23 protein-coding genes are annotated in these 20,917 nt (G+C 65.1%); 3 read left to right on the top strand and 20 right to left on the bottom strand.

The genetic code is table 11. The features are described 5' to 3' along the window. Positions 1 to 22 precede the first annotated feature (22 nt). The 18 genes from HV793_RS22270 to HV793_RS22185 all read right to left on the bottom strand — a co-directional run bounded on the left by HV793_RS22270 (position 23) and on the right by HV793_RS22185 (position 16,866). Complete coding sequence (locus HV793_RS22270) at positions 23 to 931, bottom strand: LysR family transcriptional regulator (protein WP_054450632.1); 909 nt, start codon at positions 929 to 931, stop codon at positions 23 to 25. Between the two features lie 18 nt (positions 932 to 949). Further along, entirely contained in the window at positions 950 to 1,537 is a 588-nt protein-coding gene (recO, locus tag HV793_RS22265; RefSeq protein WP_054450631.1) for a DNA repair protein RecO, read from the bottom strand. Beyond that, complete coding sequence (gene era, locus HV793_RS22260) at positions 1,530 to 2,420, bottom strand: GTPase Era (protein ID WP_054450629.1); 891 nt, start codon at positions 2,418 to 2,420, stop codon at positions 1,530 to 1,532. The genes recO and era overlap by 8 nt, the downstream gene beginning before the upstream one ends. Then, positions 2,417 to 3,178, bottom strand: a complete 762-nt coding sequence (gene rnc / locus HV793_RS22255) for a ribonuclease III (RefSeq protein WP_054450627.1) — start codon at positions 3,176 to 3,178, stop codon at positions 2,417 to 2,419. Before rnc ends, era begins: the two co-directional genes overlap by 4 nt. A gap of 2 nt (positions 3,179 to 3,180) precedes the next feature. Beyond that, entirely contained in the window at positions 3,181 to 4,065 is an 885-nt protein-coding gene (lepB, locus tag HV793_RS22250) for a signal peptidase I (RefSeq protein WP_054450625.1), read from the bottom strand. 22 nt (positions 4,066 to 4,087) lie between these two features. Continuing rightward, entirely contained in the window at positions 4,088 to 5,881 is a 1,794-nt protein-coding gene (lepA, locus tag HV793_RS22245) for a translation elongation factor 4 (protein ID WP_054450623.1), read from the bottom strand. Positions 5,882 to 6,080: 199 nt separating this feature from the next. After that, the gene (locus HV793_RS22240) at positions 6,081 to 7,568 is read right to left on the bottom strand and encodes a DegQ family serine endoprotease (RefSeq protein ID WP_054450621.1); all 1,488 of its coding nucleotides are present in this window, start codon (positions 7,566 to 7,568) and stop codon (positions 6,081 to 6,083) included. Positions 7,569 to 7,608: 40 nt separating this feature from the next. After that, positions 7,609 to 8,691, bottom strand: coding sequence for a MucB/RseB C-terminal domain-containing protein (locus tag HV793_RS22235; RefSeq protein ID WP_054450619.1), 1,083 nt, complete (start codon positions 8,689 to 8,691; stop codon positions 7,609 to 7,611). Then, a complete protein-coding gene (locus HV793_RS22230; protein WP_054450617.1) occupies positions 8,691 to 9,197 on the bottom strand; it encodes a sigma-E factor negative regulatory protein in 507 nt (168 codons plus the stop codon). Before HV793_RS22230 ends, HV793_RS22235 begins: the two co-directional genes overlap by 1 nt. Before the next feature lie 12 nt (positions 9,198 to 9,209). Then, on the bottom strand, positions 9,210 to 9,809 hold the full coding sequence (gene rpoE / locus HV793_RS22225; RefSeq protein ID WP_006389292.1) for an RNA polymerase sigma factor RpoE: 600 nt from the start codon (positions 9,807 to 9,809) through the stop codon (positions 9,210 to 9,212). Positions 9,810 to 10,301: 492 nt separating this feature from the next. Further along, the gene (gene fabF, locus HV793_RS22220; protein WP_054450616.1) at positions 10,302 to 11,531 is read right to left on the bottom strand and encodes a beta-ketoacyl-ACP synthase II; all 1,230 of its coding nucleotides are present in this window, start codon (positions 11,529 to 11,531) and stop codon (positions 10,302 to 10,304) included. A 192-nt stretch (positions 11,532 to 11,723) separates the two neighbouring features. Further along, positions 11,724 to 11,963: an acyl carrier protein gene (gene acpP / locus HV793_RS22215; RefSeq protein ID WP_003813816.1), complete on the bottom strand. Its 240-nt coding sequence runs from the start codon at positions 11,961 to 11,963 to the stop codon at positions 11,724 to 11,726. A gap of 215 nt (positions 11,964 to 12,178) precedes the next feature. Beyond that, on the bottom strand, positions 12,179 to 12,931 hold the full coding sequence (gene fabG / locus HV793_RS22210; protein ID WP_059374778.1) for a 3-oxoacyl-ACP reductase FabG: 753 nt from the start codon (positions 12,929 to 12,931) through the stop codon (positions 12,179 to 12,181). Positions 12,932 to 12,935: 4 nt separating this feature from the next. After that, entirely contained in the window at positions 12,936 to 13,871 is a 936-nt protein-coding gene (gene fabD, locus HV793_RS22205) for an ACP S-malonyltransferase (RefSeq protein WP_054450614.1), read from the bottom strand. A 98-nt stretch (positions 13,872 to 13,969) separates the two neighbouring features. Continuing rightward, positions 13,970 to 14,956: a beta-ketoacyl-ACP synthase III gene (locus HV793_RS22200; RefSeq protein ID WP_054450612.1), complete on the bottom strand. Its 987-nt coding sequence runs from the start codon at positions 14,954 to 14,956 to the stop codon at positions 13,970 to 13,972. Then, positions 14,956 to 16,023, bottom strand: coding sequence for a phosphate acyltransferase PlsX (plsX, locus tag HV793_RS22195; RefSeq protein WP_054450609.1), 1,068 nt, complete (start codon positions 16,021 to 16,023; stop codon positions 14,956 to 14,958). Before plsX ends, HV793_RS22200 begins: the two co-directional genes overlap by 1 nt. A gap of 59 nt (positions 16,024 to 16,082) precedes the next feature. Further along, positions 16,083 to 16,265 (bottom strand): 50S ribosomal protein L32, encoded by a 183-nt coding sequence (rpmF, locus tag HV793_RS22190; RefSeq protein ID WP_013392223.1) that lies wholly within the window; start codon positions 16,263 to 16,265, stop codon positions 16,083 to 16,085. 52 nt (positions 16,266 to 16,317) lie between these two features. Next, complete coding sequence (locus tag HV793_RS22185; RefSeq protein WP_199728318.1) at positions 16,318 to 16,866, bottom strand: YceD family protein; 549 nt, start codon at positions 16,864 to 16,866, stop codon at positions 16,318 to 16,320. Positions 16,867 to 17,107: 241 nt separating this feature from the next. On the opposite strand from HV793_RS22185, the gene HV793_RS22180 reads away from it, so the two are divergent. From HV793_RS22180 to HV793_RS22170, 3 genes are read left to right on the top strand one after another with little or no spacing between them, the layout of a single operon-like run. Continuing rightward, the gene (locus HV793_RS22180; RefSeq protein ID WP_054450606.1) at positions 17,108 to 17,710 is read left to right on the top strand and encodes a Maf-like protein; all 603 of its coding nucleotides are present in this window, start codon (positions 17,108 to 17,110) and stop codon (positions 17,708 to 17,710) included. Further along, positions 17,707 to 18,417: an SAM-dependent methyltransferase gene (locus HV793_RS22175; protein ID WP_175213950.1), complete on the top strand. Its 711-nt coding sequence runs from the start codon at positions 17,707 to 17,709 to the stop codon at positions 18,415 to 18,417. The genes HV793_RS22180 and HV793_RS22175 overlap by 4 nt, the downstream gene beginning before the upstream one ends. A gap of 3 nt (positions 18,418 to 18,420) precedes the next feature. Further along, positions 18,421 to 19,206, top strand: a complete 786-nt coding sequence (locus HV793_RS22170) for an N-acetylmuramoyl-L-alanine amidase (protein WP_054450601.1) — start codon at positions 18,421 to 18,423, stop codon at positions 19,204 to 19,206. A gap of 14 nt (positions 19,207 to 19,220) precedes the next feature. On the opposite strand, the gene msrQ is transcribed toward HV793_RS22170, so the two are convergent. Both msrQ and msrP read right to left on the bottom strand, forming a co-directional pair. Continuing rightward, complete coding sequence (msrQ, locus tag HV793_RS22165) at positions 19,221 to 19,871, bottom strand: protein-methionine-sulfoxide reductase heme-binding subunit MsrQ (RefSeq protein ID WP_175213949.1); 651 nt, start codon at positions 19,869 to 19,871, stop codon at positions 19,221 to 19,223. Positions 19,872 to 19,880: 9 nt separating this feature from the next. Next, the gene (msrP, locus tag HV793_RS22160; RefSeq protein WP_175214069.1) at positions 19,881 to 20,843 is read right to left on the bottom strand and encodes a protein-methionine-sulfoxide reductase catalytic subunit MsrP; all 963 of its coding nucleotides are present in this window, start codon (positions 20,841 to 20,843) and stop codon (positions 19,881 to 19,883) included. Positions 20,844 to 20,917: the final 74 nt, after the last annotated feature.

Here is a 20,917-nt window from a genome sequence, read left to right as displayed (position 1 = left end):
CCCCGGGGCCGGCTTCGGCGCGCTAGACGCCAAAGCTTTCCACCAGCGGCGCCAACGCGCCGCGCAGGCAGGTCGCCCAGAACTTGCCCGCCTCGGACAAGGGGCGGCTGCCATGCAGGATCATGTGGCATTCGAAATGCACCGGCGCGGCCAGCGGGCGATAGCACAGGCCCGCCGCCGCCATGCCGACTGCCGTGGCCGGGTTGGCGATGCCCACGCCATGCCCCGCCAGCGCCAGTTGGCACACGGTGCTGGAATAAGGCGTCTCGATGGCCACCTTCAGGCTCTGCCCCGCTTGCGCCAACAGCGCGTCCAGGCGCTTGCGCGAGCCGTCCTCGGCGTTCAGCGCGATCACGTCGGCGTCGGCCAGGTGCGAAAAATCCACTTGCTCCAGCCGCGCCAGCGGATGCCCCTTGGGAAAAACCGCCACGGCGCGCAAACTGGCCAGCCGGTGGCCGCGCAAGCCTTCGAGTTCGGATTCGTCGGCCACAGCTGCCAGGTCCAGCTCGCCCGACACCACCATGTCGCGCAAGGTATTGGAATCCCGGATCTGCAGATACAGGCCGGTATCAGGATAGCGCTCGCGAAAGCGAGCAATAGTGTCGCTGATGATGGCGCCGCTATAGGCATGGATGCAGCCGATGCGCAGCCGCGGCTGCGCCGCGCCGCGGATGGCGCGGATCTTGCGGCCCAGGCTTTCCAGCCCGACGTTCAGGCGGCGGATTTCTTCATACAGCAGGGTTGCCTCGGGCGTGCGCTGCATGCGCTGGCGTACGCGCTCGAACAGACGCAGCTCGATGCTGGCTTCGAGCGCGGCCAGGGTCGCGCTGACGGTGGCGGGCGACACGTCCAGCCGTCTGGCAGCGGCGGTGACGCTTTCCGTTTCATAGACGGTGCGGAAGGTCTCGACCTGCTTGAGCGTGAAGGTCATGGCCGGATCGCGGTGCGCTCAGATGCGTTGCAGGTCCAGCAACACGCGGCGGGTCGACAAGGGACGGCCCGCCAGGATTTCGGCCAGCCGTTCGCGCAGGTCGCGGCGCAGGGCCGGCTCGATCGCCGGGTCGTCGAAATCGGGGGGATCCTCGTCCACGCCATAACCGGTTTCGCGCAGCAGCGTCCATTCGAAGCGGCGCAGCGCGCCCGCGGCGCGGGTGCCGCCGGACAACTGCTGCAAGGCGAAGTCGTAGGCGTCGAACAACAGCGGATGGGCGTCTTCGCGCGGCAGCAGCCGCAGCAGCAGTTCGTTCATATACCAGGCCGACATCAGCGCGGTGCCGGTCAGCGGCCGGATGCCCGCGATCTCGGCGCGCGTCAGCGTCTTGACCTCGCCATTGCCGGTCCACGACAGCAGCAGCGGCTGGAACGCGGACAACACGGGACGCAGGACGGAATACGGGCGCTTCGCGCCCTTGGCGACCATGGCCACACAGCCGTGATCGCGTGAGAAAGTCTGAACGATGAGGGAGGTTTCACGCCACGCGGTGGCGTGCAACATGTATCCGGGGCGATCCTGGACGCGAGGCGCCCGTCTACTCATAGCCCAGATCGCGGAGCGCACCCTCGCGGTCGGACCAGCCCTTGCGCACCTTGATGTAGACCTCCAGGTGCACCGGCTTGTCCAGCAGCTTGGCGATGTCCTGCCGCGCCTCCGTGGCGATGCGCTTCATGTGCATGCCGCCCGCGCCCAACAGGATGGGCTTGTGGCTGTCGCGCTCGACCACCACGCAGGCATTGATGCTGGCGCCCTTGCTGGTTTCTTCCCATTGCTCGATGACGACGGTACAGCCGTAAGGCAGTTCGTCGCCAACCAGGCGGAAGATCTTCTCGCGCACCAGTTCGGCGGCGATGAAGCGCATGGGGCGGTCGGTCAGCGTGTCTTCCTCGAACATCGGCTCGCCTTCCGGCAGGCGCGACGCGATTTCTTGCAACAGCTGATCCAGCTGCTGGTTCTTGGTGGCGCTGACGGGCACCACGGCGCCGAACGGATGCAGCGCCATGATCTTGGACACGAAGGCGAACAGGTCGTCGCGGTTCTTCAGTGCGTCGATCTTGGAGACGACCAGGATGGTGCGTTCCGGCGCGGGCAAAAGCGGCAGCAGCTTGGCGTCGCCCTCGGACCATTTGCCGGCTTCCACCACATGCACCACCACGTCCACGTCGGCCAGGGCCTGCGTGACCACGCGGTTCATCATGCGGTTCATGGCGCCGCCATGGCGGGTCTGGAAACCCGGCGTATCGACGAATACGAACTGCTCGTGCTCGCGCGTCAACACACCGTGGATGCGGTGGCGCGTGGTCTGCGCCTTGCGCGACACGATGGAAATCTTGGAACCGATCAGGGCGTTCGTCAGGGTGGACTTGCCCACGTTGGGGCGGCCCACGATGGCGACGAAGCCGGTACGAAAAGGGGTATCGCTCATTTAGTCTCTTGAGCCACTGCCACCGGCAGCGACAATTGCGCGGTTTTGCGCGCCTTGCCCGACTTGCGGGCAGCCTTGGTCGCCGGGCTGACGGCCAACGCGGCCTCCAGCGCCAGCTTGGCCGCCGATTGCTCGGCGGCACGGCGGCTGGCGCCGGGCGCCATCACCTTGATCTCGAGCGCCGGAATGGCGCACTCGACTTCGAACTGCTGGCTATGGGCCGCGCCATGCGTGGCCACCACCGTGTACACCGGCAGCGCCAGCTTGCGGCCCTGCAGGAATTCCTGCAGCAAGGTCTTGGCGTCCTTGCCCAGGGTCTTGGGATCGACCGAAGCCAGCACCGGCTGGTACTGGCGCACGATCACGCGACGGGCGGCGTCGAAACCCGCGTCCAGGAACACGGCGCCGAACAGGGCTTCGACCGTGTCCGCCAGGATGGAAGGCCGGCGGAAACCGCCGCTCTTCAATTCGCCTTCGCCCAGACGCAGGTATTGCGACAGTTCCAGCCGCTGGGCGATATCCGCCAGCGAGGCCTGCTTGACCAGATTGGCGCGCAGGCGCGACAGATCGCCTTCGTCGATTTTGGAATAACGCTCGAACAGCATCGCCGCAACGACAAAGTTCAGCACGGAATCCCCAAGGAATTCCAGGCGCTCGTTGTGGCGCGCACCGTGGCTGCGGTGCGTCAGCGCCTGTTCGAGCAATGCCGAATCACTGAAGTGGTGATCCAGGCGGTTTTCTAGCGTGGCTAGCGACATAATCAGTTGAACCGGCCGATGCGGCTGAGATCGCTGAAATTCATCCAGATGAAGAACGCGCGGCCGACGATATTGGCTTCCGGTACGAAGCCCCAGTATCGGCTGTCGGCGCTGTTATCCCGATTATCGCCCATGGCGAAAAACTGCCCCTCGGGTACTTTGCAGCGTACCCCATTACGGCTGTATTGGCAGTTCTGGCGGTTGGGAAATTGCCACATCGGGCCATACTCCTGCGGCTTGCCCTCATCCAGCAGGATTTTGTGCTCAACGTCGCCCAACTTCTCTTTATATTGCGCAATATATGACACACGATCCGGCTCGAAGTAGTCGCCGTCGCGCTCATGCGGCACCAATTCGCCGTTGATGTAGAGCTTTTTGTCCAGGTAGGCGACCTCGTCGCCCGGCAGGCCGACCACGCGCTTGATGTAGTCGACGTCCGGATCCACGGGGTAGCGGAACACGAACACGTCGCCGCGCTGGGGCTTGCCCACCTCGATGATCTTCTTGTCGATGACCGGCAGGCGCAGGCCGTAGCTGAACTTGTTCACCAGGATCAGATCGCCCGATTGCAGGGTCGGCAGCATCGAGCCCGACGGAATGCGGAACGGCTCGACCACGAACGAGCGCAGCATGAACACGAACAGGATGACGGGGAAAAAGCTGACGGCGTATTCGATCCACCACGGCATGCGGCGCGCGGCGTCGCCGGCTTCGCGGCGCAGGCGCTCGGCTTCCTGGGCGTCGCCGACCAGGGCCGTATCGTATTGCGCCATTGCCGCCTGGGCCCGGCGTTCGCGGCCCTTGCGCAGCACTGCCAGATCAAGCACCCAGATAATGCCGGTCAACACCAGCAAAACAAAAAGAATCAGGGCAAAGTTCCAACTCATCAGCTAACCGCCTTTTCGGGTTCTATTTGTCTTCCACTTGCAGGATGGCCAGGAACGCCTCCTGCGGAATTTCCACGCTACCCACCTGCTTCATGCGCTTCTTGCCGGCCTTCTGCTTTTCCAGCAGCTTCTTCTTGCGCGAGATGTCGCCGCCGTAGCACTTGGCCAGCACGTTCTTGCGCAGCGCCTTGACGTTTTCACGCGCGATGATTTCGGCGCCGATGGCGGCCTGGATCACCACGTCGAACATCTGGCGCGGAATCAGGCCGCGCATGCGCGTGACCACGTCGCGGGCGCGATGGCGCGCGTTGCTGCGGTGGACGATCACGGCCAGCGCGTCGACGCGGTCGTTGTTGATCAGCAGGTCCACGCGCACCACGTCGGCCGAGCGGTACTCCAGGAACTCGTAGTCCATCGAAGCGTAGCCGCGCGACACCGACTTCAGCTTGTCGAAGAAGTCCAGCACGATCTCGGCCAGCGGGATCTCGTACACCAGGTGCACCTGGCGGCCGTGGTAGCTCATGTTGACCTGCACGCCGCGCTTGTTATTGCACAGCGTCATGACAGGACCCACGTAGTCCTGCGGCATGAACAGCGTGACCTTCACGATGGGTTCGCGGATGTCGGCGATCTTGCCGATTTCCGGCATGCGCGACGGGCTTTCCACGGTGATCACGGAACCGTCGCGCTGTTCGACCTCGTACACCACCGACGGCGCGGTGGTGATGATGTCCATGTCGAATTCGCGCTCCAGGCGCTCCTGCACGATTTCCATGTGCAAAAGACCCAGGAAGCCGCAACGGAAGCCGAAGCCCAGCGCCTGCGACACTTCCGGCTCGAACATCAGCGCGGCGTCGTTCAGCTTGAGCTTTTCAAGCGAATCGCGCAGCTGGTCGTATTCGGAGCTTTCCACGGGGTACAGGCCCGCGAACACCTGCGGCTTCACTTCCTTGAAGCCGGGCAGCGGTTCGGCTGCAGGCTTGTTGGCCAACGTGACGGTATCGCCCACCTTGGCGTCTTCCAGCTGCTTGATGCCGGCGATGATGAAGCCCACTTCGCCCGCCGACAGATGCGGACGCTGTTGCGACTTCGGCGTGAACACGCCGGTCTGCTCGCAAAGGTGGGTGGCGCCGGACGCCATCAGCAGGATCTTGTCCTTGGGCTTGAGCACGCCGTTGATGATGCGCACCAGCATCACCACGCCCACGTAGTTGTCGAACCACGAATCGATGATGAGGGCCTGCAGCGGCGCGTCGGGATCGCCCTTGGGCGGCGGCACGCGGGCCACGACCATTTCCAGGATCTCGTCGATGCCCATGCCGGTCTTGGCGCTGGCCAGCACCGCCTGCGAGGCGTCGATGCCGATCACATCCTCGACTTCCTGGCGGGCGCTGTCGGGATCAGCCTGCGGCAGGTCCATCTTGTTCAGCACGGGCAGCACTTCCACGCCCAGCTCGATGGCGGTGTAGCAGTTGGCCACGGTCTGCGCTTCCACGCCCTGCGAAGCGTCCACCACCAGCAGCGCGCCTTCGCAGGCCGACAGGGAGCGGCTGACTTCATACGAGAAGTCCACGTGCCCCGGGGTGTCGATCAGGTTCAGGTTGTAGACCTTGCCGTCCTGCGCCTTGTAGTGCAGGGCCGCGGTCTGGGCCTTGATGGTGATGCCGCGCTCGCGTTCGATTTCCATGGAATCGAGGACCTGCGCCGACATCTCGCGATCCGCCAATCCGCCGCAGCGCTGGATCAGGCGATCGGCCAGGGTCGATTTGCCGTGATCGATGTGGGCAATGATGGAGAAGTTGCGAATATGCTGCATGCTTGAAATTATAAGGGACGGAACACTCGGCACTGGGCCGGAAGACACCGCCGCCGGAATACGCACGGCTGACGAGGAGGGTGCCAACGGGCCTGGCCCGGGCAAAACAAGGGGGCGCCATGCGCCCCCTCTTGCGGCAACCAGGCATTTTAGCCGGTCTTGCGCCTTTTTTCTGCGGACTCGGAAGACGGGCCCGGCATTACTTCGATGCCGGCACCGCCACCCACTGCGTCTGGTCGCCGCGGCGCACCAGCAACCCTGCGGCGCGGCCCTTGTCCAGCTTGGCCACGAGTTCGCCGAACTGCTTGGCGCCCGTGACGTCGGTGTCGTTCAGGGCCAACACGATGTCGCCTTCCTGCAGGCCGGCCTTGGCCGCAGCGCCTTCGGCCACCTTGACCTGGACGCCGCCCTTGATGCGCAGCTTCTTCTGCACGTCGGCCGGCACGTCGACCACGCCCAGACCCAGCGCATTGGTGACTTCCGGGACTGGCGGCGCGCCCTTCTTGCTGGCGCCCGCGGCCTTCTCGGTCGGGATCTCGCCCACCTTGACCGTCAGCGTCAGGTTCTTGCCCTTGCGCCACACTTCCATGTCGGCGCGCGTGCCCGGCTTGGTTTCGCCCACGATGCGGGGCAGGTCGGACCAACGCTTGATGGGTTCGCCGTTGAACTTGAGGATCACGTCGCCCGGCTGCACGCCTGCCTGCTCGGCAGGACCATCGGCTTCCACGCTGCTGACCAGCGCGCCTTCGGCCTTGGGCAGGCCGATGGCTTCGGCCACGTCCTTGCCCACTTCGCCGATCTGCACGCCGACGCGGCCGCGCGTGACCTTGCCGGTAGCGCGCAACTGGTCCACCACGCGCATGGCTTCGTCGATCGGAATGGCCAGCGAAATGCCCATGAAGCCGCCGCTGCGCGAAATGATCTGGGAATTGATGCCCACCACCTCGCCTTGCAGGTTGATCAGCGGACCGCCCGAGTTGCCCGGGTTGACCGCCACGTCGGTCTGGATAAACGGCAGGTATTCGCCGGTATCGCGGCCGATGGCGCTGACGATGCCGGAGGTCACGGTGGAATCCAGGCCGAACGGCGAACCGATGGCCAGCACCCACTGCCCCTTCTTCAGCTTCTTGGGATCGCCGATCACCAGCGGGGTCATGTCCTTGGCTTCGATCTTGATCAGCGCCACGTCGGTGCGCTCGTCCGTGCCGATGACCTTGGCCTTGAACTCGCGGCCGTCGGTCAGCGTAACGTAGATGTCCGTCGCGTCCACCACCACGTGGTTGTTGGTCAGGATGTAGCCGTCATCGGAAATGAAGAAGCCGGAACCCACGCCGCGCGGCACGGTGCGCTCTTCGGGCTGGGATGGCTGCGGACGCTGACGCGGCGAGGGGCCGGGCTGAGCGCCGCCGCCGGGCGGCTGGAATTCGGGGCCGAAGAACCAGCGGAACAGTTCATAGGGATCATTGCCGCCGCCGGGGCCCATGCCGCGCACCGGCACCGTGGCCGTGGTGCGGATGTTGACGACCGCGGGGTCGGCCTTTTCGACAATGCTAGTGAAATCAGGCAGCGTCACCGTCGGCGCCTGGGCGACGGCGGCAGGCACATAGGCGCCGGCCAACATGACGCTGGCCGCGGCCGCCACCAGAAAGCGCCGGAAAAAAGCATTCGACACTGTCATTGCTTTCATAAGTGTTACTCCGAAATTGCTGCTTGCCACACCCGGCCGATCACTTGGACTCGGCCCCGGGGGCTGCTGCCGCAGGCGCGGCGGGCACATATTCAGTGGCTTGCGCCAGCTGCTCCAGCGTCGCGATGGGCACTTCGCCCACGGCGGTCAGCCAGAAATCAGCGATGCGCGTGCCATAGACCGTGATCGCCCCGCGCTGCGCGGCGCCGTGGGGAGGACGGTGGCCGCGCTGGCTGTCGTAGGGTTCGATGAACACGGAAATGGCCGCCAGTCCGTCGGACAATACCATCTGGTTGACCGTAATGCCCTTCCCCATCGAACGGGCCACCTGCATGACGGCCTTGAAGCCCTTGGGCGCCGGGATGCGCCACCCCTGGGCAGCCAGATCCACCGGTTTCATCGAGGGTTCCAGCACCTTCCAGTCGCGCGTGCTCCAGCGCGAGCTCAGCAACTGGGGATCGACTTCCGAGCCCAGCCGCAGCGAGGTGAAGGACACCTGCTCGACCACGCCGCGGGCGGCGTTCAGCGTCTGGGCCTTGAGCAGCAGATTGGTTTCGACGTCCGCGCACAGCCGGTAGCCGTAGCGCAGCTTGTCCAGCGGCTCGATCGTGATCAGGCGGCATTCGCGCCCGGCCACGCGGTGCAGCGCGGACTCGGCGTGGATCTTGTAGTGCTCGGACAGGTTGGCCGCGTCGCCCAGCAGCAGACCGGGGAAGCGGTCGCCTCGGCGGCGCTCCAGCAACACGGTCTTGCGCTCGGGCAGCAGACACTGCACGTCTTCGTTGTGACGCAGGTACTCGCGGGGCTGGCCGTCGAGGATTTCCAGGCGTTCGCGTTCACCGGTGCCGTCCACCACGTGCACCAGGCGCGAGGACTGGATCGTTTCGCCCTGCTGGTACATGAAGACGCCCGCGTAGTCCTGCTTGCGGGCGGCTTGTTGGATGCGGGTCAGCAGCTGGACCACGTCATCGGTGACGGCAGGCGCGGCATCGGCCGCGCGCGCGGGTTCGTGCGCAGCCAGGAAAGCGGTCAAAAGCGTGGCGGCAAACCAGCCGGCGCGGTGGGCCTGCAGCGTGGCGGCCCGGCCCAGCACCGGCCAGCGCGATGGAAGCACCAACGCCATCAGCGCCCCACCCCGGTGTCAAAGGACACCTGGCGCACGGCGCTCGGGCCAGCCATCTGGCGATGCGCTTCCAGGTAGTCGCGCAAGCCCGAATCGTCGGCAGCCGCGGCGGGCGAGCTGGCATCGGCCAGTACCCGGACTTCGGTCGCCGGTTCGCCGGTCAGGTAAGGCTGCGCCACCCAGGCGACGGTCGCCACGGCAGCGGCCACCGCCAGGCCGGACAGGCCGACCCGCAATGGCGAGCGGCGCCGAGGCGCCGCAACAATGGGCAATTCCGCGTCCAGCGCCCGTGCCAGGCGGGCCTGGAAGGCCGCGCTGGGGGTCAGCGCCAGATCGGCGTTGCGCAGGGAATCACCGATCAGATGATAGGTGTCCCAGGTCTCGCGCCCCTCGCGGGACAACAAGCCGGGAAAGATGTCGTCGGATTCCTCTCCGTCCATCCAGGCGGAAACCGACTCCTCCCAGGAGGACTCGGCGATCACAACGGATTTGGCTGCTGTTTGCATGACTGCCACTCCTTACCAGCGACGCTCGGCATCGGTGCCTAGCAACGGACGCAACTTGGTGGCGATGGCTTCACGCGCACGAAAAATGCGGGAACGCACCGTACCTATCGGGCAATCCATGCTCTGGGCGATGTCTTCGTAACTCATACCTTCGATTTCACGCAGGACAATTGCGGTACGCAATTCTTCCGGCAATTCCTCAATAGCCGCGTTCACCGTCTCGGCGATTTCGCGGCTGGCGACCATGGATTCCGGCGTGCTTATATCGGTTAGGTTGTCGGTTTCGTTAAAAGTTTCACCGTCTTCCGTTTCTATCGCATTGGGCGCGCTGGGACGCCGGCCCTGCGAGGCCAGCCAGTTGCGCGCCGTGTTGATGGCGATCCGGTACAACCAGGTGTAAAAGGCGCTCTCCCCACGGAATTGGGGCAAGGCGCGGTAGGCCTTGATGAAAGCCTCCTGGGCCACGTCCTCGATTTCCGCGGGGTCGCGGATCATGCGGGCCAGCAGACGGAGAATCTTGCGCTGGTACTTGAGCACCAGCAGGTCGAAAGCCTTCTTGTCGCCCCGCTGGACGCGCGCGACAAGCTCGGCGTCGACTTCGCGCTCGCTCATGACGCCTCCCGCAGGCTGGGCGCCGGACGGGCAGGCCGCGCCGCGCCGGCCAGCAGGCACAGGCGCCGCCAGGACTCGGGGCGCAACGTCCGCTGCCAGACGGTGAGGGTGATTGTGCTGTTGGTAAAGGCCGTACTCCCGGTGGACAAGGGCTGCAAAGTGAGCGTCAGCCAGCGGGGACCACGCTGTTCTCGCAACAGCCTTGCGTCCTGCCAGCCTTGCGGCAGGCGTACCTGCCAGCTCCCTGCCCCGGCTGCCGCGCGCAACGCGGATACGGGGGACAGGCTGCTCCGTGCCGAGTGTAACAGCCCGGCCAGCACAAGCAGGAGCGCAATCGCCGCGCCCGCTGCCCATGCCATGCCGTGCCAGGACGCCGCCGTCAGCACGCTGGCGCCAGCCGCGGCCAGCGCCAGGCCAAAAAGCGCCGTGGCGCTTCCTGGCCGCCTGACGGGCACGCGAAACGCCCAGCGTTCCCCGAGCGCCTCTTCCAAATCAGACCCGGCGAACGGCCATCGAGCCGTTGGTGCCGCCGAAGCCGAACGAGTTGGACAGGCCGACATCGATCTTCATCTGCCGCGCCTCATTGGCGCAGTAATCCAGATCGCATTCCGGATCTTGATTGAAGATGTTGATCGTGGGCGGCGACACCTGGTTGTAGACCGCCAGGGTGGTGAACACCGCCTCGATGCCACCGGCCGCGCCAAGCAGGTGCCCGGTCATGGACTTGGTCGAATTGACCACCAGCTTCTTGGCGTGATCGCCGAAAGCCAGCTTCAAGGCGTCGGTTTCGTTCTTGTCGCCCAGGGGCGTCGAGGTGCCATGCGCGTTGACGTACTGCACGTCTTCGAGGTTCAGGCCGCCGTTGCGCAGCGCATTCACGATGCCGCGACGCGGACCGTCCTTGTCTGGAGCCGTGATGTGGTGCGCATCGGAACTCATGCCGTAGCCCACGAACTCGCCGTAGATGCGCGCGCCGCGCTTCTTGGCGTGTTCGTACTCTTCCAGCACCAGTACGCCCGCACCCTCGCCCAGTACGAAGCCGTCGCGATCGCGGTCCCAGGGACGCGAAGCCGTCTGAGGATCGTCATTGCGGGTCGACAAGGCGCGCATCGCGGCAAAACCGCCGATGCCCAGCGGCGACACGGTGGACTCGGCGCCGCCGGCAACCATGACGTCGGCATCGCCGTACTCGATCAGACGCGCAGCGTCGCCGATGCAATGCAGGCCGGTGGTGCAGGCCGACACGACCGCGTAGCTCGGGCCCTTCATGCCATATGCGATGGACAAATGACCGGAGATCAGGTTGATCAGCGAACCCGGCACGAAGAACGGCGAAATGCGGCGCGGACCCTTGGCCAGGTATTCAACCTGCGTTTCCTCGATGCGCGGCAGACCGCCGATGCCCGAGCCCACGATCACGCCGATGCGTTCCGCGTTGGCTTCGGTGACTTCCAGGCCGCTGTCGCGCCATGCCTGCATCCCGGCGGCCAGGCCGTAATGGATGAAGGTATCCATCTGGCGGGCTTCCTTGGCCGAGATATAGGTGCTGATGTCGAAGTCTTTGACTTCGCCGGCAATATGCGTGGTGATGGCCGAGGGATCGAAACGGGTGATGCGGCTGATGCCAGAACGTCCGTTGACGATATTGTCCCAAGCGGTGGTCAAGTCGTTCCCGACGGGAGAAACGATACCCAGGCCAGTGATGACGACACGTCGCTTCACGGATGACTCCTCAAACAGACAAAAGAAAGGCGGTTTTCGGGATGCGCTGCACGTGCGGCCCACGCGAAAGCGGGTCGGGCATTACTACGCCCTTCCCGCATGCGGACCGCACGGCAAATTCCTGAAACCGCCCCGATTTTCCGGCTGGCTGCGACGGACGTCGCGAGGCAACCAGAAGGGTAAAAGCCCAGCTTACTGCTTGCCGTGCGAATTGATGTAGTCAATCGCTTGTTGCACGGTCGTGATCTTTTCGGCCTCTTCGTCGGGGATCTCGGTCTCGAATTCGTCTTCGAGCGCCATGACCAGTTCGACCATGTCGAGCGAATCGGCACCGAGGTCGTCAAGGAAGGAGGATTCGTTCTTGATCTCGGCTTCGTTGACGCCAAGTTGTTCAGCGACGATCTTCTTGACGCGCTGTTCGATGCTTTCCATGCAGATCTCCAATTGGGAAAAATCCCGCGAATTATAGCCAAGCGCGGAGTTTTGCGACGCCTGGCCGTGACAAAAATAACACCGCGCACTTGATCTGTCGCCGGGAATGGCGCAGGAAACCGGTGTGCGGCGTTTCCGGTTGAACCTCGCGTTGCCTCGCCGTTTGTGTCCGGCGGCGGCATGGCGGAACTGGCCGCCTACGCGCGATTCGTGACTTATTGCATGTACATCCCGCCGTTGACGTGCAGGGTGGTGCCGGTAATGTAACCCGCCTGCGGCCCGGACAAAAACGCCACGGCGTGGGCGATGTCGGCAGGCGAACCCAGGCGGCCCAGCGGAATCTGCTGCAGCAAGGCCGCAGTCTGATTTTCGCCCAGCGCGCGCGTCATGTCGGTATCGATGAAACCGGGCGCGACGCAGTTCACGGTGATGTTGCGGCTGCCCAGTTCACGCGCCAGGGCGCGCGACATGCCTGCCACGCCGGCCTTGGCCGCGGCGTAGTTGGCCTGGCCCGGGTTGCCGCTGGAACCCACCACGGACGTGACGTTGATGATGCGTCCCCAGCGGGCCTTCATCATGCTGCGCAGCACGGCGCGCGACAGGCGGAAAACCGAAGCCAGGTTGGTATCGATGACAGCCGACCAGTCCTCATCCTTCATGCGCATCGCCAGCGTATCACGGGTGATGCCTGCGTTATTGACGAGGATGTGGGGACCGCCGCCCTCCTTGCCCAGCGCGTCGATCAGCGCATCGCAGGCAGCGGCGTCGGTCACGTCCAGCACCACGCCGCGGCCGCCCAGGGGCGCCAGCGCTTCGGTGATGGCGGCAGCGCCCGATTCGGACGTGGCGGTGCCGACGACGGTGGCGCCGCGCGCAGCCAGTTCCTGGGCGATGGCGCGGCCAATGCCACGCGTGGCACCGGTCACCAGCGCGATCTTGCCCTGCAGTTCGATCGAGGTGTTGTCCATGTTCTTAATTTCCGTTGACGGCGGCCAACGCTGCTTCAAGCGAAGCAGGATCGGTAATGGCCATGCCCGTGAGTTCGGGATCGATGCGCTTGGTCAGGCCGGCCAGCACCTTGCCGGGACCGCATTCGATGACGTGCGTGACGCCTTGCGCCTTCATCGCGCGCAGGGTTTCGACCCAGCGCACAGGATGCCATGCCTGGCGCACCAGCGCATCCCGGATGGCATCGGGTTCGACAGGCGAAGCCACGTCGACGTTGTTGATCACTTGCACCTGCGGCGCGGACACGGTCACGCCGGCCAGCGCGCCGGCCAGCACGTCTGCGGCGGGCTTGAGCAGGCTGGAGTGGAACGGCGCGGACACCGGCAGCAGCAGCGCGCGCTTGGCGCCTGCGGCCTTGGCCAGTTCGCAAGCGCGTTCGACCGCGGCCTTGTGGCCTGCGATCACGACCTGCGCGGGCGCGTTGAAGTTCACGGCCTCGACAACCTCGCCCTGGGCGGCGGCTTCGCAGGCCGCGCGCACGGCGTCGTCGTCCAGACCCAGGATGGCGGCCATGGCGCCGGTGCCTACCGGCACAGCGGCCTGCATGGCGTCGGCGCGCACGCGCACCAGACGCACGGCATCTTCAAGCGCGAGCGAGCCCGCGGCCGTCAGCGCGGCGTATTCGCCCAGGCTGTGGCCGGCCACGACGTCGGGCTTGCGGCCGCCAGCAGCGCACCAGGCCGCGTAGAACGCAGCGCCAGCGGTCAGCATGGCGGGCTGGGTGTTGGTGGTCAGGTTGAGCTGTTCCGCAGGGCCTTGCGCGATCAGCGCGCCCAGGTCCTGACCCAGCGCCTGCGAGGCGCGCGCCACGGTGTCCGTGACGGCCGCGACGCCGGACCAGGCGTCCAGCATGCCGACAGCTTGGGAACCTTGGCCAGGAAAGACAAAAGCGATTTTCATGTTTGACCGTTTGGATTGATTCAGTGTCTGTGTGGAATGCCAGGCACATCGTTCCGGCGGCCGCGGCGCCGAGCGCCACGCCGCGCCGGAGCGCGCCCTTACATGCGGGCCAGTACCGAGCCCCAGGTGAATCCGCCGCCCACGCCTTGCATCAGGATCAACTGGCCCGGCTTGACGCGGCCGTCGCGGCGCGCGGCGTCCAGGGCCAGCGGCACGCTGGCTGCAGAGGTGTTGGCGTGGCTGTCGACGGTGACGACGACCTTCTCGACCGGCACGGCAAGCTTGCGCGCCAGGAAATTCAGGATGCGCACGTTGGCCTGGTGCGGGATCAGCCAATCGACGTCGGCGATCTCGACGCCCGCTTCGGCGCAGGTGTCGCGCGCGGAACGGTCCAGCACGGTAACGGCCTGCTTGAACACGGCCTGCCCGTCCATGCGCAGGAACGGATCGCCGGTCACGTCGCCATAGGCTACGTTGCCCGCAGCGTTCAGGATCTTGGCCTGGCTGCCGTCGGCGTGCAGTTGCGCGGCCAGGATGCCAGGCTTGTCGGAAGCCTTGAGCACCACGGCGCCGGCGCCGTCGCCGAACAGCACGCAGGTGGAGCGGTCGTTCCAGTCCAGGATGCGCGAGAAGACTTCAGCGCCGATGACCAGCGCGCAACGCGCACGGCCGGCACGGATGAAGCTGTCGGCGGTGGTCATCGCATAGACGAAACCGCTGCACACGGCCTGCACGTCGAATGCCGCCGAACCCTTGGCGCCGATATTGGACTGCACGATGCAGGCGGTGCTCGGAAACACGAAGTCCGGCGTCGACGTGGCCAGGACGATCAGGTCGACCTCGGAGGCGTCCACGCCGGCATCGGCAAGCGCGCGGCGCGAGGCCTCGGTCGCCAGGACGCTGGTGGTCACGCCGCGCTCGGCCAGATGGCGCTGGCGGATGCCGGTGCGCTCGACGATCCATTCGTCGGAGGTGGCGATGTCGCGCGTCGCCAGCTCCGCCGCCAGTTCGTCATTCGAAACCACGCGTTCCGGCAGGAAGCTGCCGGTGCCCGCGATCACGGAATATTTCATTGCGGTATCCATCAAGCGGTGTCCCCAGCCACGTTTGGCGACGACACCGAGGGGCCTTCGCCAGATTGAACGCGCTTGGTAATCTGAGCGACCGTCTCAGCGGTGCGCTCCAGCAGTTTACTCACTACGGCTTCACGGGCGCGCTGCAACGCAAATCCATAGGCGTAGACGTCCGCGGAACCATGGCTCTTGATGACCACGCCGCGCAAGCCCAGCAGCGCGGCGCCGTTATAGCGCCGGTTGTCGACGCGGGTGCGCAGGCGGTTGAGCACCGGCTTGGCCACCGCGCCAGCCAGCAGCGTGATCAGATTGCGTTTGAACTCTTCGCGAATGACGCTGGACAACATCTTCGCCAGCCCTTCGACGGACTTGAGCACGACGTTGCCGACGAAACCGTCGCAGACGACGACGTCGACCGTGCCTTTGAATATGTCATTGCCTTCCACGTTGCCGTAGAAGTTGAGCGGGCTGCTGCGCAGGAGCTCGGCGGCTTCCTTGACGACTTCGTTGCCCTTGATGACTTCTTCGCCGATGTTGAGCAGGCCCACCGAGGGGCGCTCGCGATGGTCCACCGCCTGCGACAGCGCGGCGCCCATGATGGCGAATTGGAGTAGATGCTCGGCCGTGCAGTCCACATTCGCGCCCAGGTCCAGCACCGTGGTGGCGCGGCCCGTCTGGTTCGGAATGGACGTGGCGATCGCGGGGCGGTCTATGCCGTCCAGCGTCTTGAGCACATAGCGTGAAATGGCCATCCACGCGCCGGTATTGCCCGCGGAAACGCAGGCGTCGGCGCGCCCGTCCTTGACGGACTGGGCGGCCAGGCGCATGGAGGAGTCTTTTTTGCGGCGCAGGGCGACCTCGACCGGGTCGTCCATGGTGACGACTTCGGAAGCCGCCACGATCTCAATGCGATCACGCGCCACGCCGCGGTGCTCGGAGAGCGCCGCTTCGATGGCGTCGGGAAGCCCGACCAGCAATAGCCGGGTATCCGGAAATTGCCGGGCGAACTCGATCGCAGCCGGAATCGTGACGGGCAGACCGAAGTCTCCGCCCATACAGTCTATGGCGATGCGTATCACGGGTGCCAGGTATCAGCGCTCAGCCGAAATGGTCCGAGTACGAGTTCGGCCCGGGGGCCTTATTCGTCGGCCTTGGTCTTCAGGACCTTGCGGCCGCGGTAGAAGCCGTTGGGGCTGATGTGGTGACGCAGATGCGCTTCGCCCGTGTTGGGTTCGATCGCGGTCGGCGGGTTCACCAGAAAATCGTGCGAGCGGTGCATACCGCGCTTGGACGGGGACTTCTTGTTTTGTTGAACGGCCATGATGACTCCTAGAAACGGGGCGCATTGTACGCGATGCGGCCCGATGTTGATCTCAATCTTTGTGCTTCAGTTGTTCCAGCACCGCAAACGGCGACGGACGCTTGACAGCGGGCTCCTCGGGAGAAGCTTCGCTGACCTTGGCCAGCGCGCCCGGGCATACATCATGCTTGGGCACATACGGAACGCTCAGAATGAGCTCATCTTCGATCTGGGCCAGCAGATCAAAATGATGCGAACCCACCACCTTTTCAGGCAGGTTGGACACAAAACCATTTCCTTCTTCGTCCTCGTCGTCCTCGCCGGATGGATCCCCGTAGGAAGCATCGTCGTCGAGATCGGCTTCGGACTTGACCAGCTGCAAAAGGACTTCGCTGTCGATCGGATACACGAACGGCTCGTTGCACCGTTGGCACACCAGCACCGGATTCGCCTGCACATGGATATGCAGTAGCGGCCGGCCCATCAGCAGGCCGGTTCTACCCATTTCGCCGCGCACGGACCACGTCACGAGTCCGGCATCGCCCTGCGGTTGTTCGGGCAGCCCGTCAACCACGCGCGTAAGCCGCACAAGAGGTATGGTTCCTTGCGCTTCCTTGCCCATCTGGGCAAATGCGTATGCATCGATGCGCTTGATGTTCAGTCCTTTGCATTCGCGGGGCTGTTCACAGAGCCCGAACTCGCGGGTTTAAAACCCCGGGGGTTTAAACCCCGGAAAACCCAGAACCCATGATTTTGCCGAGGCCGCCAAGCTTCGCCACCGGCTTGCTCGCGCGCCCATTCATGCAAAAATCCCGCAAAACGTTAGATAATACTGTGACTTACGCCTTAACGTCAAATATCGCATGCCTTCCAAGCCCAGCCTGATCCTCGCGTCCAGCTCGCGTTACCGCAAAGAACTGCTGTCCCGCCTGCGCCTGCCTTTCACGGCGATTTCCCCCGATGTAGACGAAACGCCACACTCCGGCGAAACGCCCGAAGCCCTGGCGCTGCGCCTGTCCGTGGCCAAGGCCATGGCGGTCGCGGCCAATTACCCCGGCAGCATCGTGATCGGCTCGGACCAGGTGGCCACCATCGACGGACAGCCCATCGGCAAACCGGGGGATTTCCCGCGCGCATTGGCGCAATTGCGGGCCCTGTCGGGTCAAATCGTGGAATTTCACAGCGCCTTGGCGGTCACGGACGGCCAGCGGGTGGAAAAAGCCGACATCGTCACGCGCTGCCGTTTCCGCCAGCTGTCGGACCGCGCGATCGAAGCCTATCTGCGCGCCGAAGAACCCTACGATACCGCAGGCAGCGCCAAGGCGGAAAGCCTGGGCATCGCACTGATGGAAAGCATCCAGAGCGACGACCCCACCGCCATCATCGGGCTGCCGCTGATCGCACTGACCGGCATGCTGGCGCAGTTCGGCCTGGATCCGCTGGACGCCCCCGGAGCATCCGCATGAGCGGCGCGCTGCACCTGATCCCGGTCGGCCTGGGTGAAGCCCCGTCCGAGCGCTGGCTCCCCGCCGAGGTCCGCACCCTGGCAGGCCAGCTGGACACCTACATCGCCGAAAACGCCAAGACCGCGCGCGCCTTCCTCAAGCTGATCGGCACAACCCGGCCACTGCAGGAAATCACCATCCACACCCTGAACGACAAGGTAGACGCCGTCCAGATCAAGGCCTGGCTGGAACCGGCGCTCAAGGGCGCGGAAATCGGCCTGGTCTCCGAGGCGGGCTGCCCCGCGGTCGCGGACCCGGGCGCCAAGGTCGCGGACGCCGCGCACCGCCTGGGCATCACGGTAAAACCCTGGGTCGGCCCCTCTTCCATCCTGCTGGGCCTGATGGCCAGCGGACTGGACGGCCAGCGCTTTGCCTTCCATGGCTACGCGCCGGTGGACCCCGCGGAACGCGCCAAGCAGCTGCGCGCCTGGGAGCAGCACTCGGCCAAGCACAACCAGACCCAACTGCTGATCGAGACCCCCTATCGCAACGCCGCCATGTTCGCCACGCTGCTGGCCAGCCTGAAGGGCGACACCAAGCTGTGCGTGGCGCGCTCAGTCACGACCGCCGACGAATGGATCGTCACCCGCAGCGTGGCCGACTGGAAAAAGCAGCCGGCGCCCCAGCTCGACAAGCTGCCGACGCTATTCCTCTTCCTGGCGCGCTGATCCATGCGCCGCCTATTCCTTGTGCCGCTTGCCGCGGCCATCCTGGCGGGATGCGCCGCGCGCGGCCCCGCCGGCCTGGACCTGGACACCTCGATCACCGCGGTCAGCCAGGCCAGCCGGGTACGCAGCATCGTGCTGCACTACACCAGCGTGGACGACGCCCGTTCCATGGAATTGCTCTCCAAGGGCAAGGTCAGTTCGCACTATCTGGTTAACGACGCCGGCCGCGTCTACCGGCTGGTCGACGAGAACCGCGCCGCCTGGCATGCCGGCGCCAGCTCCTGGTATGGCAACATCGCCATGAACAGCACGTCCATCGGCATAGAAATCGTCAACCCAGGCTGGACGGAGGGCTCTGACGGCAAGCCTGTCTGGCATCCGTACAACGACCAGCAATTGCGCGCACTGACCATATTGCTGCGCGATATTGCGCAACGGCATGGCGTCACGCCCGAGAACATCGTGGGCCACAGCGACATCGCGCCCCAGCGCAAGGTGGATCCCGGCCCTCTTTTCCCATGGAAAACGTTGGCCGAGGCGGGAATCGGGCGCTGGTACGACGAGACCGGAGCCGCCGAACACCTCGCGCGCCTGCAGGTCCAGGGCATCCCGGATGTCGCATGGTTCCAGAAACAGCTGGCACGGTTGGGCTATGCGTGTCCACAGGACGGCACACTGAGCCCGGCCACCATCGGCGCGCTGGCAGCCTTTCAGATGCACTACCGGCCGACACTGTACGACGGCCAGCCGGACGCGGAGACTGCCGCCATCATGCTGGCGATGCTGTAGGGACGCGCAGCGCGCTACCGCCTGCCGCGCAACCAGGCGACCAGCCGCCAGCCCAGCAACAAGGCCAGCACGGCGGCGTACAGGGCGGGCTGCGCCAGGTCGTTCTTGCCAGCCTTGTGCCACCAATAATGCAGCACCGCCAGCAGGCCGATGGCATAGATGGCGCGGTGCAGGCTTTGCCAGCGCTTGCCCAGCTTGCGCATGGCCCACTGCGTGGAGGTAGCCGCCAGAGCGGCCATCAGCACGAACGCCGCAAATCCCACCATGATGAAGGGGCGTTCGCCGATATCGCGCAGCATGCCCGCCGGATCGAAGCCGCGATCCCACCAGACCCAGGCCATGAAGTGCATGGATCCATAGAAGAACGCGAACAAACCGCACATGCGCCGCAGACGCACCAATGCCGGCTGGCCAGTCAGCCGGCGCAGCGGCGTGATGGCCAGGGTCACGAGCAGGCAGACCAGGGTCCAGGTGCCCGATGAACGGGTCAGGAACTCGACCGGGTTCGCCGTCAGCCCGTTATTCACGCCCAGCCAGATCCAGCGCGCGAACGGCGCCAGCCCCAGCAGGAACAGGAACGGCTTGAAGCGCCCCACAGTCTTGGCGGAAAACTGGGTCTTGCGCGGCGGCGTGGCCGGAGCCACCTGCGGAGTGCCGTCAGGCATGGAATCGCCTCAGTAGTTCGCCTTCAGGTCCATCCCCTGGTAGAGCGACGCCACCTGTTCGGCATAACCGTTGAACATCAAGGTCTTGCGCTTGGGGGAGAACAGCCCGTCCTCGCCAATGCGGCGTTCCGTGGCCTGGCTCCAGCGCGGATGAGGCACGTCGGGATTCACATTGGCGTAAAAGCCGTACTCCTGGGGCGCGGCCTTGATCCACGACGACACGGGCGGCTTTTCGACCAGGCGGATCTTGACCAGGGACTTGGCCGACTTGAAACCATACTTCCAGGGCACCGCCAACCTGAGCGGCGCGCCGTTCTGGTTCGGCAGCACCTTTCCGTAGACGCCGAACACCAGCATGGCCAGGGGATTCATGGCTTCGTCGATGCGCAGGCCCTCCACATAAGGCCATTCCAGGATCGCGGCGCGCACGCCCGGCATGTTCTCGCGCTGCACGGCGGTGACGAATTCCACGTACTTGGCGTTGCCCGTGGGTTCGACCTGCTTGAGCAGCGCCGACAGCGAATAGCCCATCCACGGAATCACCATGGACCAGCCCTCGACGCAGCGCAGCCGGTAGACGCGTTCTTCCATCGGCGCCAGCTTGAGCAGCTCTTCGATGGAAAAGGTGCGCGGCTTGCCGACTTCGCCCTCGACGCTCACGCTCCAGGGGCGTGTCTGCAATTTGCCGGCATTGGCGGCCGGATCGCCCTTATCCACGCCGAACTCGTAGTAGTTGTTGTAGGAGGTGACGTCGGCCAGCGTCGTCTGCTTGTCCATGACGCTCAAGGCGGGGTTGAGCTTGCCCGGCAGGACGCCGGCCTCCTGGGCGTGCGCGCTGCGCATGGCCCACCCCGGCAGGCCTGCGGCGGCCGCGACCAGCCCCGCGCGCAGCATCAGTTCGCGGCGCGAACGCCAGACGTCCTCGGAGGTGATCTCGGACGGAAGAATATCGTCGGGCTTGCGTATCAACATCATGGTCTCCGGTGTAGCGCCCGCAGGATCATGGACGCGCCATGCGCAAGCCATGGACGCCGCGCCGCCCCATG

The organism is Achromobacter aegrifaciens (assembly GCF_902859965.1).
Classification (GTDB): Bacteria; Pseudomonadota; Gammaproteobacteria; order Burkholderiales; family Burkholderiaceae_B; genus Achromobacter; species Achromobacter aegrifaciens.
The sequence above is the reverse complement of the archived record's forward strand: the minus strand, read 5'-3'. Positions and strand labels throughout refer to the sequence as shown.

Excerpts from the sequence above, each read along its gene's own strand:
- HV793_RS22200 (WP_054450612.1), bottom strand. The coding sequence starts at position 14,956 with ATGGATACCGCAATGAAATATTCCGTGATCGCGGGCACCGGCAGCTTC.
- fabD (WP_054450614.1), bottom strand. The coding sequence starts at position 13,871 with ATGAAAATCGCTTTTGTCTTTCCTGGCCAAGGTTCCCAAGCTGTCGGC.
- HV793_RS22180 (WP_054450606.1), top strand. The coding sequence starts at position 17,108 with ATGCCTTCCAAGCCCAGCCTGATCCTCGCGTCCAGCTCGCGTTACCGC.
- acpP (WP_003813816.1), bottom strand. The coding sequence starts at position 11,963 with ATGGAAAGCATCGAACAGCGCGTCAAGAAGATCGTCGCTGAACAACTT.
- HV793_RS22240 (WP_054450621.1), bottom strand. The coding sequence starts at position 7,568 with ATGAAAGCAATGACAGTGTCGAATGCTTTTTTCCGGCGCTTTCTGGTG.
- recO (WP_054450631.1), bottom strand. The coding sequence starts at position 1,537 with ATGAGTAGACGGGCGCCTCGCGTCCAGGATCGCCCCGGATACATGTTG.
- HV793_RS22185 (WP_199728318.1), bottom strand. The coding sequence starts at position 16,866 with ATGGGCAAGGAAGCGCAAGGAACCATACCTCTTGTGCGGCTTACGCGC.
- HV793_RS22235 (WP_054450619.1), bottom strand. The coding sequence starts at position 8,691 with ATGGCGTTGGTGCTTCCATCGCGCTGGCCGGTGCTGGGCCGGGCCGCC.
- rnc (WP_054450627.1), bottom strand. The coding sequence starts at position 3,178 with ATGTCGCTAGCCACGCTAGAAAACCGCCTGGATCACCACTTCAGTGAT.
- msrQ (WP_175213949.1), bottom strand. The coding sequence starts at position 19,871 with ATGCCTGACGGCACTCCGCAGGTGGCTCCGGCCACGCCGCCGCGCAAG.
- lepA (WP_054450623.1), bottom strand. The coding sequence starts at position 5,881 with ATGCAGCATATTCGCAACTTCTCCATCATTGCCCACATCGATCACGGC.
- lepB (WP_054450625.1), bottom strand. The coding sequence starts at position 4,065 with ATGAGTTGGAACTTTGCCCTGATTCTTTTTGTTTTGCTGGTGTTGACC.
- rpmF (WP_013392223.1), bottom strand. The coding sequence starts at position 16,265 with ATGGCCGTTCAACAAAACAAGAAGTCCCCGTCCAAGCGCGGTATGCAC.
- HV793_RS22270 (WP_054450632.1), bottom strand. The coding sequence starts at position 931 with ATGACCTTCACGCTCAAGCAGGTCGAGACCTTCCGCACCGTCTATGAA.
- HV793_RS22175 (WP_175213950.1), top strand. The coding sequence starts at position 17,707 with ATGAGCGGCGCGCTGCACCTGATCCCGGTCGGCCTGGGTGAAGCCCCG.
- era (WP_054450629.1), bottom strand. The coding sequence starts at position 2,420 with ATGAGCGATACCCCTTTTCGTACCGGCTTCGTCGCCATCGTGGGCCGC.
- msrP (WP_175214069.1), bottom strand. The coding sequence starts at position 20,843 with ATGTTGATACGCAAGCCCGACGATATTCTTCCGTCCGAGATCACCTCC.
- HV793_RS22230 (WP_054450617.1), bottom strand. The coding sequence starts at position 9,197 with ATGCAAACAGCAGCCAAATCCGTTGTGATCGCCGAGTCCTCCTGGGAG.
- fabG (WP_059374778.1), bottom strand. The coding sequence starts at position 12,931 with ATGGACAACACCTCGATCGAACTGCAGGGCAAGATCGCGCTGGTGACC.
- rpoE (WP_006389292.1), bottom strand. The coding sequence starts at position 9,809 with ATGAGCGAGCGCGAAGTCGACGCCGAGCTTGTCGCGCGCGTCCAGCGG.
- HV793_RS22170 (WP_054450601.1), top strand. The coding sequence starts at position 18,421 with ATGCGCCGCCTATTCCTTGTGCCGCTTGCCGCGGCCATCCTGGCGGGA.